The following is an 18590-nucleotide window of genomic DNA, read 5'->3' as shown; positions in this document are numbered from 1 at the left end:
TGATGGTGTCGCAGAGTTTGATCCGTTGTTTTTTGGTATTTCGCCGCGGGAAGCCAATTATGTAGACCCTCAGCAACGTCTGTTAATGACGTATTTGTGGAAAACGCTGGAAGATGCGGGGTGCTCGCCGCAAAGCCTTTCGGGTACAGGAACCGGTCTCTTTATCGGTACTGGAAACACAGGTTACAAAGACCTATTCCATAGAGCGAATCTTCCAATTGAAGGCCATGCGGCTACAGGTCATATGATTCCTTCGGTTGGCCCGAATAGAATGAGTTATTTTCTAAATATCCATGGTCCGAGTGAACCTATTGAAACCGCTTGTTCCAGTTCTCTTGTAGCCATTCACCGTGCTGTGACGGCGATGCAAATCGGCGATTGTGAGATGGCGATCGCAGGAGGCGTGAACACGATCCTAACCGAGGAGGCGCACATTAGCTACAGCAAGGCTGGCATGCTCAGCAAAGACGGCAGGTGTAAAACCTTCTCCGCCGATGCCAATGGTTATGTCAGAGGCGAAGGTGTCGGAATGATCATGCTGAAAAAGCTTGCAGACGCGGAGCGCGAGGGGAATCACATTTACGGCGTTATTCGGGGGACGGCGGAAAATCACGGCGGAAGAGCCAATACCCTGACATCACCCAATCCGAAAGCGCAAACTGATCTGTTAGTGCGTGCGTATCGCCAAGCAGGCATAGATCCAAGCACGGTCACATATATCGAAGCCCATGGAACGGGGACTGAATTGGGGGATCCGATTGAAATAAACGGGCTTAAAGCCGCGTTTAAGGAATTATCCAATAAGAGAGGCGGCAGCCAGCCGGACATTCCGGATCACCGTTGCGGCATCGGCTCAGTTAAAAGCAATATCGGACATTTAGAGCTTGCCGCAGGTATTTCAGGTCTGATCAAAGTGCTGCTGCAAATGAAGCACAAAACGTTAGTGAAAAGCCTGCATTGCGAGACGCTTAATCCTTATCTTCAGCTGGCTGACAGTCCGTTTTACATTGTTCAGGAAAAACAGGAATGGAAGGCTGTCACAGATCGTGACGGAAACGAGCTTCCGCGCCGTGCCGGAATCAGTTCATTTGGGATTGGCGGAGTAAACGCACATATTGTGATTGAAGAATATATTCCAGAAGCCAATTCAAAACAAATGGCATCAGAACAGCCAAACATCATTGTGCTGTCGGCTAAAAATAAAAATAGGCTAATGGATCGTGCTTCGCAATTGCTGGAGGCGATTCGCAAGAAAAAATATACAGATCAAGATTTGCACGGCATCGCTTATACCCTGCAAGTCGGGCGAGAAGAAATGGATGAGCGTCTGGCATGTATTGCGGGGACGATGCAGGAACTTGAAGAAAAACTGCAAGCGTTTGTTGACGGTAAGGAAGAAACTGGTGAATTCTTCCGGGGGCAGTCTAATCGCAATAAAGAAACCCAGACCATTTTTACAGCAGATGAGGATATGGCAATGGCACTTGATGCTTGGATCAGAAAAAGAAAATACGCCAAACTTGCGGATCTATGGGTCAAAGGCGTGGCGATCCAGTGGAATACATTATATGGCGAGACCAAACCGCGCCTGATCAGTCTTCCTTCATATCCATTTGCGAAGGATCACTATTGGGTACCGGCAAAGGAACATTCAGAACCGGACAAGAAAGAACTAGTTAATGCTAGTGAAAAGCGCATTGCATGTTTTTTGACAAAACAATGGAGGTTGAGCCCGGTTGGCTCAAAGGTACCGGGGACTCGGACGGTTGCCATCCTGAGCAATCCAGAGACAGCAGATTTGGCTGCTGAAGTGTCTGCGTATTTTCCGAATCACCTCTTATTAGATGTGAGCCGGTTAGACGGTAATCAGTCAGACATCGATTGGAAACAGTTTGGCGGCCTAGTAGATGTCATCGGCTGCGGTGAAGAAGATGAAGGCCGGCTGGATTGGATTGAATGGGTGCAAAGGCTGATTGAATTCGGGCATAAAGAGGGGCTCAGGCTGCTTTGTGTGACGAAGGGACTGGAATCGTTCCAAAACACATCCGTCCGGATGGCAGGCGCCTCGCGGGCTGGTTTGTATCGGATGCTTCAAAGCGAGTACAGCCACCTTACATCAAGACATATGGATGCAGAGGGGGTTATTGACCATCATCGCCTCGCGAAGCAGATCGCAGATGAGTTTTATACGGACTGCCATGATGCGGAGGTTTGCTACAGAGAAGGTTTGCGGTACCAGGCCTTTCTAAAAGCGCATCCTGAAACAGGTAAGGGAGCCGATCAAAGCATGGCCTTCCCGAAAGAGCATGTACTTTTCATTACAGGCGGGACGCGAGGCATCGGGCTATTATGCGCACGGCATTTTGTGAAGCACTATGGAGTGAAAAAGCTGGTGCTGACTGGACGAGAGCAGCTTCCTCCGCGAGAGGAGTGGGCTCGTTTGGAGACAGAAAACACATCCTCGGCACAAAAAATCAATGCAGTCCGGGAACTGGAAGCACAGGGTGTGCAAGTGCAAATGCTGTCGCTTTCTTTATCTGATGAGGCTCTTGTTGAGCAAACGCTGCAACATATCAGGAAAACCTTAGGGCCGATTGGCGGTGTTATTCATTGCGCAGGTCTGACAGATATGGATACTTTGGCCTTCATCCGTAAAACGGCCGATGATATTCAGCGGGTGCTGGAGCCTAAAGTGGCTGGGCTGACAACACTATATCGCCACGTGTGTAACGAGCCATTACAGTTTTTTGTACTATTTTCTTCTGTTTCAGCCATTATTCCGCAGCTTTCGGCGGGACAAGCAGACTATGCTATGGCAAATAGCTATATGGATTATTTTGCAGAAGCACATCAGAAAAATACGCCTATCATCAGTGTTCAGTGGCCGAATTGGAGAGAAACCGGTATGGGTGAAGTAACAAATCATGCATATCGAGAAAGCGGTTTGTTGAGCATTACGAATTCAGAAGGATTGCGTTTTTTGGATCAAATCTTATCTAAAACGCTCAAACCGGTTGTTCTTCCTGCGGTGGCGAATCAAATCAATTGGGAGCCGGAGCTGCTGATGAAGCGGAGAAAACAGCATGAGGACGGTTTACGCGAATTGACTTTACAGAGCCCGCTGGTCAAAGACATCGATGGGACCGATGAAATTTTCAAAAATGATGGACTATTATCTGAAACACAGTCCTGGCTGGTTGATTTGTTTACCGAAGAGCTGAGAATTGAACGTGAAGATTTCGAGATTGATGTCTTATTTCAAGATTATGGGGTGGACTCAATCATTTTGGCACAGGTGCTTCAGCGTATAAACCGCAAACTAGAAGCAGCGCTCGATCCATCTATTCTATATGAATACCCGACAATTCAAAGGTTCGCAGATTGGCTGATTGGCTCTTATTCCGAAATGCTGTCCGCTCTATTCGGAGGCGGGATATCGGATACATCAGCACCTTTGGAGAACAAAACGGAGGCAGGCGTATCTGCCACTGCGAAGGAGCGTGCTCCTGCCGCCCAGATACAGGCGCCGGCGACTCTTTCACCGGACTCTCATGCTGAAGATATTGCCGTTGTCGGGCTGTCTTGTCGCTTTCCGTCTGCAGATACGCTGGAAACCTATTGGTCATTATTATCTGAGGGGCGTTCGTCAATCGTCCCGGTTCCGGCAGAACGCTGGGGCTGTAAAACGCCATATTATGCTGGCGTGATTGATGGCGTCAGCCATTTTGACCCTGATTTCTTTCTGCTTCATGAAGAAGACGTAAGGGCGATGGACCCGCAAGCATTACTCGTATTGGAAGAGTGTCTGAAGCTCTTGTATCACGCCGGGTATACTCCTGAGGAAATAAAGGGGAAGCCAGTCGGCGTTTATATTGGAGGAAGAAGCCAGCACAAACCTGATGAAGAGAGTCTTCACCATGCGAAGAATCCGATCGTGACAGTCGGCCAAAATTATTTAGCGGCTAATATTTCACAATTTTTCGATGTCCGCGGCCCGAGCGTTGTAGTAGATACAGCCTGTTCGTCAGCTTTGGTCGGCATGAATATGTCCATTCAAGCTCTGCGCAGCGGTGATATTCAATCTGCTTTAGTCGGCGGTGTCAGCTTGTTAAGCTCAGATGCCTCTCACAGACTGTTTGACCGGCGCGGCATTTTAAGCAAGCAATCATCCTTCCATGTGTTTGATGAGCGTGCTGACGGAGTTGTGTTAGGTGAAGGCGTCGGAATGGTCATGTTAAAAACAGTAAAACAGGCGCTGGAAGACGGAGATACCATATATGCTGTCGTGAAAGCGGCCTCGGTCAATAATGATGGAAGAACGGCAGGGCCGGCAACACCTAATCTGGAGGCGCAAAAGGAAGTCATGAAAGACGCGCTTGCCAAAAGCGGGAAAAACCCAGAGGACATCAGCTATCTTGAAGCAAACGGGTCAGGTTCAATGGTAACCGACCTGCTTGAACTGAAAGCGATCCAATCGGTATACCGTTCCGATCACTCATTGCCTCTTTCTCTTGGCTCAATAAAGCCGAACATCGGGCATCCGCTATGTGCAGAAGGGATCGCCAGCTTTATTAAGGTTGTACTGATGCTGAAAGAGCGACGCTTCGTCCCATTTTTATCAGGTGAAAAAGAGATGGCGCATTTCGATCAACAAAAAGCGAATATCACGTTCACCCGAACGTTGGAAAACTGGACAGATTTGCGGCCTGCTGCAGCCATTAACTGCTTTGCCGATGGGGGGACGAATGCTCATGTCATCGTAGAGGCGTGGGAAAGAGATGAAAAACGCGCCATCAAGCGCAGTCCGATATCGCCTCCCCAATTAAAGAAACGGGCGTTTTCGCATGGCGAGTCAAAGCCGGAAGCGGAGACCTTAAAAATGGATACGGCAAACATATGGGATACTTATGAGGTGGAGGTCTAACGTGAAAAAAATAACGAAACAACTCACATTATCGTTAAAAAATCCGTTTATATATCACCATGTGGTTTACGGACAACATGTCCTTCCGGGATTGGCCTATATCGATATGATCTACCAGATATTCAGAGAACACGGCTACACCTGCTCAGAGCTTCAGCTGCGGAATTTATCCATCTATCAGCCGCTGACGGTGGGACAGGGTGCGGTAATCGCTCTCGATATCCAATGTGCGGAGACAAAAGAAGGAAAGTGGCAAATCACAGCCAAAGGCATTGAAAAAAGTGAAGGGAATGAAGCTTCAGAAGAAAAGCTCTATATGAAGGCTGATATGCATACCCACTCTCCTGCTGTTTTTGAAGAAACTCTGGATTTCAACCAGATCAAAGCAGCTGCGCAGAACGTTGTTCAGCTTAATGATGTATATGAACAATGCAGACGTCAGGAATTGGTGCACAGCGAGTATATGAAAGCGAAAGGCTGCATCCATGAAGAGGAAGACGGCGTCCTTCTCGATCTTTCTCTCGGCTCGGAAGCCATGCAGCATGCAGAAGGCTTTATGTTTCATCCGACTCTCATAGACGGGAGCGGGGTGGGTGCCAACAATCTTCTCACATCTTTGCTTAAAGGGGAACAGAGGCTGTATTTGCCTCTGTTCTATGAATCCTTTTCCGCTTCAGCACTTTTGCAGACACATTGCATGACCAGAATTAAGCGTTCCTCTGTCCGTCAGGAAAAAGAGCTGATTTATGTAACACTTGAATTTTTCAATGCTTCCGGTGAAAAAGTAGCTGAACTGAAAAACTTCACAAGCAAACTAGTGCGTGAAGCAGAGCTGATTAGCGGAAAGCATCAGGATGTACAGGAGAAACAAGAGAGAGGAAAGGACGCAGCCGAGCATACTCAAGCTGCAGATACGGTATCTTCATCCGGCAGTATGGATTCCTATGGCGGGGCTGAACAGTTTGTAAGCCAATTAATCGCAGACAAAATAAATAAACCGATCGAACAAATTGAAAAGCATGTCGGCTATTACCAAATGGGATTGAATTCATCAGGCTTGCTTGAAGTGGTAGAAACGATCAGTGACAAGATCGGTGAGAGCCTTTCGCCGACTCTCCTGTTTGAGCATACCACCATTGCGGAGTTGTCAGCGTTTCTTACCGAGGATTATGGTGAGCATTTTAGTGCCGCTGGTTCCCTTGATCAAATTGAAAGAGAACACGTCTCCAATAGCATAATCGGCGATACAACTGCCGAAGGACGGAGGACAAGCGGACGAACAGACTCTTCTCGTGTTGCATCTTTTGAGCAATCGGGCGACATTGCGATTATCGGCATGGCGGGCAGGTATCCGAAGGCAAACAATATTCATGAATTTTGGAACAATCTGAAAGAGGGTAAGGATTGCATTAGCGAAATTCCAGAGTCGCGCTGGGATTGGCGGCGATTTGAAGGAATCACATCTCCTTCAGGTAAGGACATTTCCAAATGGGGCGGATTTATTGACGACCCAGACTGCTTCGATCCTCAATTTTTCAGAATCACGCCGAGAGAGGCAGAGACAATGGACCCTCAGGAGCGGCTGTTTTTAGAAACCTGCTGGGAAACGATTGAGGATGCAGGCTACACGTCCAAGACTTTGGCCAAACCTAGAGGACGAAACAAAAGGCAGCATGTAGGTGTTTTTGCGGGCGTCATGCACAAGGATTATACATTAGTCGGTGCTGAAGAAGCATCAGCGGAAAATGTGTTTCCTCTCTCGCTTAACTATGCGCAAATTGCCAACAGAGTGTCTTACTTTTGTAATTTCCACGGTCCGAGTATGGCGGTTGATACGGTATGCTCCTCATCTCTGACCGCTGTACATCTGGCGCTGGAAAGCATTCGTCACGGTGAATGCGATGTCGCGTTAGCAGGCGGAGTGAACCTGTCCCTGCATCCTAATAAATATATGACATACGGGGTCTGGGATATGTTTTCCACTGACGGGCACTGCCGTACATTTGGCAAAGATGGAGACGGTTATGTACCGGCTGAAGGAATCGGTGCAGTTTTATTAAAGCCTTTGCACCAGGCGGAGGAAGACGGAGATCGCATTTATGCCGTCATTAAAGGAAGTGCAGTGAATCATGTGGGCACTGTAAGCGGCATTTCAGTGCCGAGTCCAGTTTCTCAAGCTGACCTTATTGAGGCATGCTTGGAGAAAACGGGAATTGATCCGAGGACGATTAGTTATGTGGAAGCGCATGGAACTGGTACGTCCTTAGGAGATCCGATCGAAGTTCAGGGGTTGGTGAAAGCATTCCGTCAATATACAGAGGATCGGCAGTTCTGTTCGATTGGTTCTGTTAAGTCAAACATCGGGCATGCTGAATCCGCCGCGGGGATCAGCGGTTTAAGCAAGGTTGCCCTTCAGCTTCACCATCAGACTCTCGTGCCTTCTTTGCATTCAGAAGAACTAAATCCGTACGTAGATTTTGAAAAGTCTCCATTTTATGTACAGCATGAAACAGCAAAGTGGAAGCTACCTGTTATTAGGGAAAATGAGAAAAACACCCCTTATCCGCGGCGGGCGGGTATCAGTTCCTTTGGGGCGACCGGTTCAAACGCACATATTATCCTTGAGGAATATATTCCTCAAACAGCGGAGCAGGACGTTTCATTGCCGTCAGTTTCTGGCATGCCCGCTGTTATCCCGCTTTCTGCCCGTAATCAAGAACGTCTTCGTGTATATGCAAAACGTCTCTTGGATTTTCTTCATGATGGGATTCAGATTAGAGATTTGGCTTATACATTGCAGGTGGGACGTGAACCGATGGAAGAGCGGGTTGCTTTTGCAGCAGCCGGCATTCAAGAATTGACCGGACAATTGAAGGCTTTTACAGAAGGGCGCGAAACGATTCAGCATTGCTGGATGGGGCGAATGTCAAGAGGAAGTGATTTATCGCTTTCCGCCGAAACGGTACATAAATCGCTGGAACAAAGAAATCTCGATCTGATTGCGGAGCAGTGGGCAAACGGAGCTGCGATTGACTGGACCCTTCTTTACGAAGGAAAGAAACCAAAGCGGATCAGCTTGCCGACATACCCTTTTGAGAAGGTGCGTTATTGGGTGCCTAAAGCAGAGACAGTGACTCGTCTATCAAAAGGGGAAGGGCATGTCCTTCATCCTCTTCTGCATCAAAATGTGTCTGACATGTCGGGAGTACGCTTCCGTTCAACGTTCACAGGACGTGAATTTTTCTTTAAGGATCATGTCATTAAGGGCGAGCGGGTTTTACCCGGTGCAGCTTTATTGGAAATGGTTCGGGCGGCTGTCGAAAAGGCAGCTGGAGATCAGTTCCCGACAGGATTTCGGCTTCGGAATATTGTCTGGGTTCGGCCGTTTGCCTTCACAGAACAGCAGAAGGACATACACATACGTTTATATCCTGAGAAAAATGGTGAGGTTGCATTCGAAATCTGCCAGGAGCCTGAAAGCGCAGAGAAGGCGCCGGTTGTATACGGACAAGGGAATGCAGTGCTTTGTGAGGCTGATGAACCTCCTGTTATAAACATTGAAGAACTGAAGGCAAACGATAATGAGCAGATTCTGTCACCTTCTGATTGCTACGAGGCTTATGCAGAAATGGGCATTCATTATGGTGACAGCCACAGAGCGATCGATAGCATATATGCCGGCAAAAACGAAGTTCTTGCGAAATTGACGATGCCGCTTGCGATCTCCGGTACGCAAGACCATTATGTCCTGCATCCGAGCATGATAGATTCGGCATTTCAAGCATCTATCGGTTTGAGGCTGGGACACGTTACGAGTTTAGCAGACAGAAAGGCGATGCTGCCTTTTGCCATACAGGATGTCCAAATCTTCAAAGGCTGCGAGATATCTATGTGGGCGCGGATTACATACAGCGAGGGCAGTGCAGCTGGGGATCGCATGCAGAAGCTTGATATCGATTTGTGCAATGAAGAGGGGCAGGTTTGCGTGCGAATGAAGGGCTATTCTGCAAGAGTGTTAGAAGCAGATGCAGAAGATCCTTCTGAGACAATTGACACGCTGCTGTTTGAACACGTTTGGGAAGAAAATGCTTCTGCCGAGGAGCAGGGGTTTATAGTATCCGAGACACATAAAGTCGTTATCTGTGATTTTGGAGAACAACTGGAAAGCATCCGAAATGATCTTGACTGTACAGTATTGCAGCATTATACAGAGGCAATTGATGAACGGTTTGAAGTGTATGCCGTACAGTTATTTGAAGAAATCAAGCAGCTGCTGCACTCGAAAACCGGGGGACATACATTCATTCAAGTGGCGGTGCCTGTGTTGAACGAGCCGCAGCTATTAAGCGGCTTAACCGGACTGCTCAAAACGGCTGAACTGGAAAACCCCAAACTGACTGGACAGCTGATTGAATTAGATACCGAGATGTCTAGTAGTGACCTATTCGAAATATTGGAGGAAAACAGACGCTGTCCGCGTGACACGCATATTCGCTATTGGCGAGGGAAACGGTTTGTAAGTAAATGGAAAGAGGCTACTGGCGAGCACTTAAGTGACATGCCATGGAAAGATAAAGGTGTTTATCTGATTACAGGCGGTGCAGGCGGCCTTGGCTTCATCTTTGCAAATGAAATCGCAAACCAAACGAATGATGCTGTTGTGATCCTGACAGGACGCTCTCCGCTCAATGAAAGGAAGCAGGCGCAGCTTCAAGCCTTACAGAAAGTTGGTGTTCAAGCGGTTTACAGACAAGCGGATCTGACAGAGAAACGAGCTGTTAATGACTTATTAGAAGAGATCCAAAACGTTTACGGAGGCTTGAACGGTATCATTCATAGCGCCGGTATGATAAAAGATAATTTTATTATTAAGAAAAAGAAAGAAGAAGTTCAAACCGTGCTCGCTCCAAAGGTAGCCGGTCTGATTCATCTTGATGAAGCAACGAAAGATATTCCGCTCGACTTCTTTATCTTTTTTTCCTCAGGTGCCGGAGCAGTGGGAAGCGCGGGGCAGGCTGATTACGCAATGGCGAATGCATTTATGAATGCATTCAGCGAATATCGAAATGGCCAAGCAGCGCTGCACAAACGTTATGGAAAAACTCTTTCGGTGTGCTGGCCGCTGTGGAAAGACGGGGGCATGCATATTGATGCTGAAACTGCGAGGATGCTGGCAAAAGAAACAGGCATGGTGGCCATGGAAACAGGGCATGGGATTCAGGCATTATACCATGGCTGGGCGTCAGGAAAGCCGCAAGTATTAGTGGCTTCCGGTGTTGCTAATCGGATTCGTGCATTTTTGTATGAAACGGGACATGGTCAAGGTGAATCCCAAAATACGAAAAAAAGAAATGGCAGTCAGGATACGGGAAGAGCAGACATTGTCCTAGGAGTCGATGAAGAGACATTGAGAGAAAAAGCGGAGAATTATGTGAAACAAGTGCTTTCTTCGGTTATCAAGCTGCCGGCCGGCCAGATTGATGCTGAAGCTCCTCTCGAGGATTATGGGATCGATTCTATTATGATCATGCATGTAACAGGTCAATTAGAAAAAGTATTTGGGTCTTTGTCCAAGACATTGTTCTTTGAATATCAGGATATTCGGTCATTAACCCGGTATTTTATTGATTCCCACCGAGAAAAGCTTCTGGACATCTTGGAAATTGAAACAGACAAACCTTTCGCTGCGGAAAATAGAAAAACAGTTTCAGAGCCTGAAAAGAGAGAAATTTCAGTTGCCCCAAGAAAGTCCGGATTCTTTCCTTTGCAAGAAAAAGGGCAGAAGCAGTCAAAAGAAAAGGAAACAGAGGAAATTGCAATCATTGGTATCTCTGGGCGCTATCCTCAGGCAGACAACATCAATGAATTGTGGGAAAACCTGAGGGACGGGCGAGACTGTATTACGGAAATTCCTGAAGACCGCTGGGATCATAGTCTCTATTATGATGAAGATAAGGATAAGCCTGGAAAAACCTACAGCAAGTGGGGCGGCTTTATGAAGGATGTAGACAAGTTTGATCCGCAGTTTTTCCATATTTCACCGCGTGAGGCAAAATTAATGGACCCTCAGGAGCGGCTATTTTTGCAGTGCGTGTATGAAACGATGGAAGACGCAGGATATACAAGAGAGCATCTCGGCCGTAAGCGTGATTCGGAGCTTGGCGGAAGTGTCGGGGTATATGTCGGAGCCATGTACGAAGAATACCAGCTGTATGGGGCGCAAGAGCAGGCGCGGGGCAGGTCTCTGGCTTTAACAGGAAATCCATCATCCATCGCGAATCGGGTATCGTATTATTTTGATTTTCATGGGCCGAGTATTGCTTTGGACACCATGTGTTCTTCTTCTTTAACCGCTATTCATTTGGCCTGCCAAAGCTTGCAGCGCGGAGAGTGTGAGGCGGCATTCGCGGGCGGCGTGAATGTTTCAATCCACCCAAATAAATATTTGATGCTCGGGCAGAACAAATTTATGTCCAGTAAAGGCCGATGTGAAAGCTTCGGTGAGGGCGGAGACGGCTATGTGCCGGGAGAAGGCGTAGGAGCAGTGCTTCTTAAGCCATTGTCTAAAGCCGTTGAAGATGGCGATCACATATATGGAATCATTAAGGGGACTGCCATTAACCACGGAGGAAAAACAAACGGTTACTCAGTTCCAAACCCGAATGCCCAAGCAGATGTGATCAACAAGGCGTTTGTGGAAGCGAAGGTTGACCCGCGGACTGTCAGTTATATCGAAGCGCACGGCACGGGAACCTCACTCGGAGATCCGATTGAAATGACAGGGCTGTCCAAAGTGTTTACGCAACGAACGAATGACAAACAATATTGTGCAATAGGCTCAGCCAAATCAAATATGGGGCACTGCGAGAGTGCGGCAGGTATCGCAGGCTTAACCAAGGTATTACTCCAAATGAAATACAGGCAGCTTGCGCCTTCCCTGCATTCAAACGTGCTGAATCCGAATATTGATTTCCTTAACTCACCGTTTAAAGTACAGCAAGAGCTAGAAGAATGGAAGAGGCCGATCGTTTCTGTCAATGGAAAAGACATTGAATATCCGAGAATCGCAGGCATCTCTTCATTTGGCGCCGGGGGAGTAAACGCCCATATTTTAATAGAAGAGTATGTTCCGAAGTCTGAGCAGGAACGTTCGCCAGCGGAGAAACAGCCGGCTGTCATTGTGCTCTCCGCAAAAAATGAAGAAAAACTTCAGAAACGGGCGGAACGATTGCTGCATGCTATTCGTGAACAAAGATATGCTGAAGCAGATTTGCACCGAATCGCCTATACCCTGCAAGTCGGACGTGAAGCGATGAATGATCGCCTGGCGTTCGTTGCTGAAACGATGCAGGAGCTTGAAGAAAAGCTGACTGAATGTATTTCTGGTACAGAAGCTCGTGAATATATCTTTCGAGGACAAGTGAAACGCAACAAAGAAACCATTGCCGCTTTTGCCGCTGATGAAGATATGTCAAAAACAATTGAGGCATGGATGCAAAAAGGAAAGTACACGAAGGTGTTAGACCTTTGGGTAAGAGGCTTACGTATCGACTGGAACACGCTCTACCAGGATCAAAAACCTCGGCGCATCAGTTTACCCGCCTATCCTTTTGCAAGAGATCGCTATTGGGTAGAAGTTAATGCAACAAAGGCTGAGGAAAAAAGAACGGTGGAACCACCCGTTCCGGTACAGTCCGTCATTCAAAAGCCGTCTATAGACAGGGAAGCCAGCGGCAAGCCTGCCAATATCACGTTACAGCCTTTAACAGCCAATCAGGATCGTTTGCAGCGAGCAGCATCTCCGCTTCCATTAGATACAGAAACAGAGACGATCTCGGCGGAAGAATTGTGCAATGAACTGACGGCGAGCTTAGCGGAAGTGCTGTACATGGATCAAAGCGAGGTTGATCCAGACGAAGCATTCATAGATATCGGAATGGATTCGATTACCGGGCTCGAATGGATAAAAGCCATAAATAAACAGTATGGCACATCACTAAATGTCACCAAGGTTTATGATTATCCGACAACACGTGATTTCGCTGTTTACTTAACGCATGAGTTAAGCACACAAGCTGGAAAGAAAACAGCAGAAAGCGATGCTCCGAAGCAACCGGAGACGTATGTGCCGATGAAACAGAAAACAGCAGCACCTGCTGCTAAACCGGATAATATCACCCTGCAGCGGTTAGAGCACCATCAGCCGTTGCAGGAGGAACCTGCAGCAACCATTCGATATGCAGCAGCTGAAATATCCGCATCAAGCCAATATAATGGGGCAATTGAAACGCTGCATGAAGAATTTAGAGAAAGCATCGCAGACGTGTTATTTATGGAGCCGCACGAGGTGGATATTGATGAAGCATTCATTGATATCGGAATGGACTCGATTACCGGGCTCGAATGGATAAAAGCGGTGAATAAGCAATATGGCACGTCTTTTTCAGTCACTAAAGTGTATGATTATCCAACGATACGTGATTTTGCCGAGATGCTAAAGTCTGAGCTTGGAACGCATCTTAATAGAAAACAAGAAATGAAAGATCAACATAAGGTCTCTGAAGCTGTTAAACAGCCGGCAGAGCGTCCGCTTCAGTCCGTTCAATACCCAATAAAGAAAGAACCTGAGAAGAAACCGGCTCCTATTCATCAAGATCACCGGGAGGATGCAATAGCGATTGTCGGGATGTCGGGAAGGTACCCGGGCGCCAGGAATGTAAGAGAGTATTGGGATAACCTGGTTCATGCGAGAAATGCGATTCGGGATATTCCAACATCACGGTGGGATATTGACAAATTCTATGATCCTGCCCTGAACAAAAAAGGGAGAGTCTATTGTAAATCAATGGGGATGCTTGATGATATTGAACATTTTGATCCGTTGTTTTTTAATATTCCGCCATCAGAAGCTGAACTGATGGACCCACAGCATCGAATATTTTTGCAGGAAGGCTATAAAGCCTTTGAGGACGCTGGATATAACGCCCGAACATTAAATGAGAAAAAATGCGGCGTTTATCTCGGGATTATGAGCAATGAATATGGAGTTATGCTGAATCGGCAGGCAAGAGCAAACGCCACCGGGAACAGCTTTGCGATTGCTGCGGCGCGTATTCCGTATTTTCTTAATTTAAAAGGGCCTGCTATTCCTATTGACACCGCATGCTCATCTTCATTGGTCGGCACACATTTAGCACGACAGGCACTCATAAACAAAGAAATTGATATGGCGCTGGTTGGCGGTGTCAGCTTATACCTGACGCCGGAATCTTACATCAGTATGTGTGAGGCCGGCATGCTTTCACCTGATGGACAATGTAAAGCATTTGACAATGGCGCGAATGGTTTTGTGCCCGGCGAGGGTGCGGGTGCGTTGGTACTGAAAAGGCTGAAAGATGCGGAAGCGGACCGTGACCATATTTATGGCATCATCATTGGCTCAGGTATTAATCAAGACGGGAAAACAAACGGAATCACGGCACCGAGTGCGAAAAGCCAAATGGATCTGGAAAGAGACATATATGAAACATACGGCATACATCCTGAGAGTATCAGTTATGTAGAAATGCACGGCACCGGAACAAAACAAGGTGATCCAATTGAATTAGAGGCTCTGTCCACCGTATTTAAAGAAAAAACAGACAAAAAGCAGTTTTGCGCAATCGGTTCCGTCAAAAGCAATATTGGACATACATCTGCGGCGGCAGGAGTAGCCGGTGTTCAAAAGGTGTTGTTGTGTATGAACCAGAAAACGCTGGTGCCGACATTGAACTTCACGACACCGAATGAGCATTTTCAATTTGAACATTCGCCTTTATATGTAAATACAGAGCTGAAGCCTTGGGAATCGGCCGATGGAAAACCGAGAAGAGCCTGTGTCAGCTCTTTCGGATATAGCGGGACGAATGCCCACATCGTGTTAGAAGAATACCAGGCTGAAAAGAGGAATGATCGACTGACAAAGCAGCATCATTCAACATTATTTGTACTCTCAGCGAAAAAAGAGCAGCAATTGAAGGCCTATGCAAAAGAAATGAAAGATTTCGCGAATTCAAATGAAGAAATCAATCTGGAGGATATGGCATATACACTTCAGACGGGCCGGGAAGCGATGGATTATCGGCTGGCGTTTTTGGCGGATTCCAAAGAAGCGGTTATCAAAGCTTTAGGTGATTATGTAGCGGATGTGCCAAACAGCAGCATATTTTCCGCTCACGTGAAAACGAAGAAAAGCGAAATCAAGCTGTTTGAAACAGATCATGATGCCAAAGCATTGCTGCAAACATGGATAGAGAAGAAAAGGCTGGAGAAAGTGGCGGAATTATGGGTGAAAGGGTTACAGATCGATTGGAACGGACTTTACGGAGATCACTGGCCTCGCCGAATCAGTCTGCCAGCTTATCCGTTCGCAGAAGAATATTACTGGCTGCCGAATCAAGAAGACAAACCCGAAAACAGTGGCTCGTACCTGCCTTATTCCGAACCGATTATGAAGCGCTGCTTTTTGCACAAACAGTGGCAGCATTGTCCGATCGAACCGGCAGAACGTACAAATCAAACCGTTGCCATATTAGCAAACGAGGAGACAATGGCATTAGCGGAAGAGCTTTCGAAGTATTTCTCGAATTACCGTATATTTGACAGTCAAGAGCTCGATCATGTATCTTCTGCTGACTTTGAACATATCTCTGGAGCAGTCGATCTGATCGGTTGCGGAACGAGACATGAGCAATCTTTAAGCTGGATAAACTGGCTTCAAAAGCTAATCGAACAAGGACGCACAAGCAAGCATCATTTGACGATCTTGGGTGTAACGAAGGGGCTGGAGTCTTTCGAAAATAAAGCTGTTCGTTTATCCGGTGCTTCACGAGCCGGTTTATACCGCATGCTTCAAAGCGAGTACAGCCATCTTACATCAAGACATGCAGATATGGAGTCTGCAACTTCCCATGGGGAGTTGGCCAGACTGGTTGCAGACGAGTTTTATGCTAATAGCACAGAATCTGAAGTCTGTTATCGAAACGGCCAGCGGTACCGCGCATATTTGGCAGAGCAATCAGCAGATACAGCAGGTCTTTATCATAAACAAGTATCGTTTTCAGCAGACAAAGTCCTGCTTATTACAGGCGGGACAAGAGGTCTCGGTTCGTTGTGTGCCCGGCATTTTGTGAAAATATACGGCGTTAAGCGCCTGGTCCTCATCGGCCGAGAAGAGCTGCCTCCGCGTGATCAGTGGAATTCAGTAAAAAATGTCTCGCTCGCGGAGAAAATAAACGCCATTCAAGAGCTAGAAGCCATGGGTGCGGAAGTCCAAGTGCTGTCTCTGGACCTGACCGATTCGTTTGCCGTTGAACAGAGCCTGAAGACCATACACGAAACAATGGGACCGGTTGGCGGCGTTATCCATTGTGCCGGGAAGGTGAACAATCATAATCCGGCATTTATCAGAAAATCACTAGAAGAAATCGAACAGGTGCTTGAACCGAAAGTCGAAGGCCTGCAAACGTTGTTTGATCTGCTGAAAGACGAATCATTGGCGTTTTTTGCCTTGTTTTCATCTGTTTCAGCGGCCATCCCTATTCTTGCAGCTGGACAAGCAGATTACGCGATGGCGAATGCTTTTATGGATTATTTTGCAGAGGCCCATAAAGATAAATGTCCAATTTTCAGCATTCAGTGGCCTAACTGGAAGGAGACCGGTTTAGGTGAGGTTCGAAGCAAAGCTTTAGAACAGACTGGATTGGTGAGCTTGACAAACGGTGAGGGATTACAGCTGCTGGATCAGATTCTATCAGATACACGGCATGCTGTCGTACTGCCGGCGATCCCGGATACAAACGTATGGCAGCCGGACAAACTTATACAGCCGTCAATGCCTGTTGAAGCTCTCTCACTCCCTGAGACAAAAGAGCAAGACAGCACTCACAACCTGTTCGGTGAAACAGTCGAATGGCTCGTAACTCTTTTTTCAGATGAACTGAAGATAGCAGCTGAAGACTTTGAAACGGATGAGCCTTTCCAAGAATACGGAATCGACTCGATTATATTGGCTCAACTAGTACAGCAGATGAATCAAACATTAAATGGAGATATTGATCCATCGATTTTGTTTGAATATCCGACAATAGAATCCTTTGCAAACTGGCTCATATCAAAACATGACGTATCAGCTGTTTTACACCGAAACGTTTCTGAGAAACAGACACCTGTCAAGGCGCGATCGTCAATGAAACAGGCACCCATGCCAGAACAGCAGCCGCAACAGACCAGTCATGAGAAAACGGCGGGTCTTGCAGAAGATATCGCCATCATCGGACTTACTTGCAGATTCCCTGAAGCGGAAACACTTGAGGCATACTGGGATTTAATTCGGGATGGACGGGCTGCGATTAAACCTGTACCGCCTGAACGATTCGGGCACTCCAGCTCGAATTACGCGGGCCTCATTGATAATATGAACCAATTCGATCATGATTTCTTCATGATGTCCGAGAACGATGTCAGAGCGATGGACCCTCAAGCTTTGGCCGTATTGGAGGAAAGCCTGAAGCTGTGGTATCACGCCGGCTATACGGAAAAAGAAGTGAAAGGCATGAAGGCTGGTGTTTATATAGGAGGCCGCAGCCAGCACAAGCCTGATCCGTCCAGTCTTTCAAAAGCAAGAAATCCGATTGTGGCTGGCGGACAAAACTATTTAGCAGCTAACATCTCGCAATTTTTTGACTTAAGGGGACCGAGTATTGTGCTGGATACTGCTTGTTCCTCTGCACTGGTCGGACTGAATATGGCCCTTCAAGCTCTGCGGAGCGGAGATATTGAGGCAGCGGTTGTAGGCGGCGTCAGTTTGCTTGATGCTGATGCGCATCATATGTTTCAGGAACGCGGACTTTTATCTGACAAACCGTCATTCCATATTTTTGATAAGCGGGCAGACGGTGTCATTTTAGGAGAAGGCGTGGGTATGGTTCTCGTTAAAACCGTCAGCCAAGCACTCGAAGACGGAGATTCCATATATGCAGTCATTAAAGCCGCAGCTATTAACAATGACGGAAGAACAGCAGGCCCATCTTCACCGAATCTCGAGGCGCAAAAGGATGTCATGCAGACAGCGCTTGGAAAAAGCGGCAAAAAGCCTGAAGAGATCAGTTATCTCGAAGCGAATGGCTCGGGATCAGCGGTGACAGATTTACTTGAACTGAAGGCCATTCAAGCCATTTACCGTTCCGGTTCAAAGGCGCCATTAGGGCTGGGATCAGTGAAACCTAACATCGGCCACCCTTTATGTGCAGAAGGAATAGCGAGCCTGATTAAAGTGGCTTTAATGCTGAACCATAGACAATTGGTTCCCTTCCTGTCAGGTGACGAAAGCATGGCGCATTTTGATATAAAAGAGACCGATTTGTATTTTTGTAAATCGCAAGCCGAGTGGAAGGAGACAACACCGGCTGCGGCAATCAATTGTTTTGCCGATGGCGGCACGAATGCCCATTTGATTGTGGAAGCCTGGAAAGAATCGGGTGAGCGTTTAATCAGAAGAAAACCTTTGCCTCTGCCGGAATTAAGCCGGCAGCCCGTTTTAACAGAACCATCAGCTCAAACCGCGCAGAAAAAAGTGCTTTCAGACACAGGGGCTCCGAAAGAAATGTTTTGGAAAACTTTCAAATAA

The 18590-nt window shown here is 47.1% G+C and carries 2 protein-coding genes (1 of these 2 only partly in view); both read left to right on the top strand.

Features of this window, described 5'->3' with window-relative positions:
* A protein-coding gene (locus JMN17_RS05395; protein ID WP_202327659.1) for a non-ribosomal peptide synthetase crosses the window boundary here: on the top strand, nucleotides 1–4924 show its final stretch. It extends 10217 nt beyond the left edge of the window; only the last 4924 of its 15141 coding nucleotides appear in the window; its start codon lies beyond the left edge, outside the window; the stop codon is at nucleotides 4922–4924.
* Nucleotides 4908–18590: a type I polyketide synthase gene (locus JMN17_RS05390; RefSeq protein ID WP_202327658.1), complete on the top strand. Its 13683-nt coding sequence runs from the start codon at nucleotides 4908–4910 to the stop codon at nucleotides 18588–18590. The genes JMN17_RS05395 and JMN17_RS05390 overlap by 17 nt, the downstream gene beginning before the upstream one ends.

This window comes from Bacillus sp. RHFS10 (assembly GCF_016757475.1).
In the GTDB taxonomy this organism is placed as follows: domain Bacteria; phylum Bacillota; class Bacilli; order Bacillales; family Bacillaceae; genus Bacillus; species Bacillus subtilis_G.
Note: the sequence above shows the minus strand (reverse complement) of the source record. Positions and strands in the feature narration are given on the sequence as shown.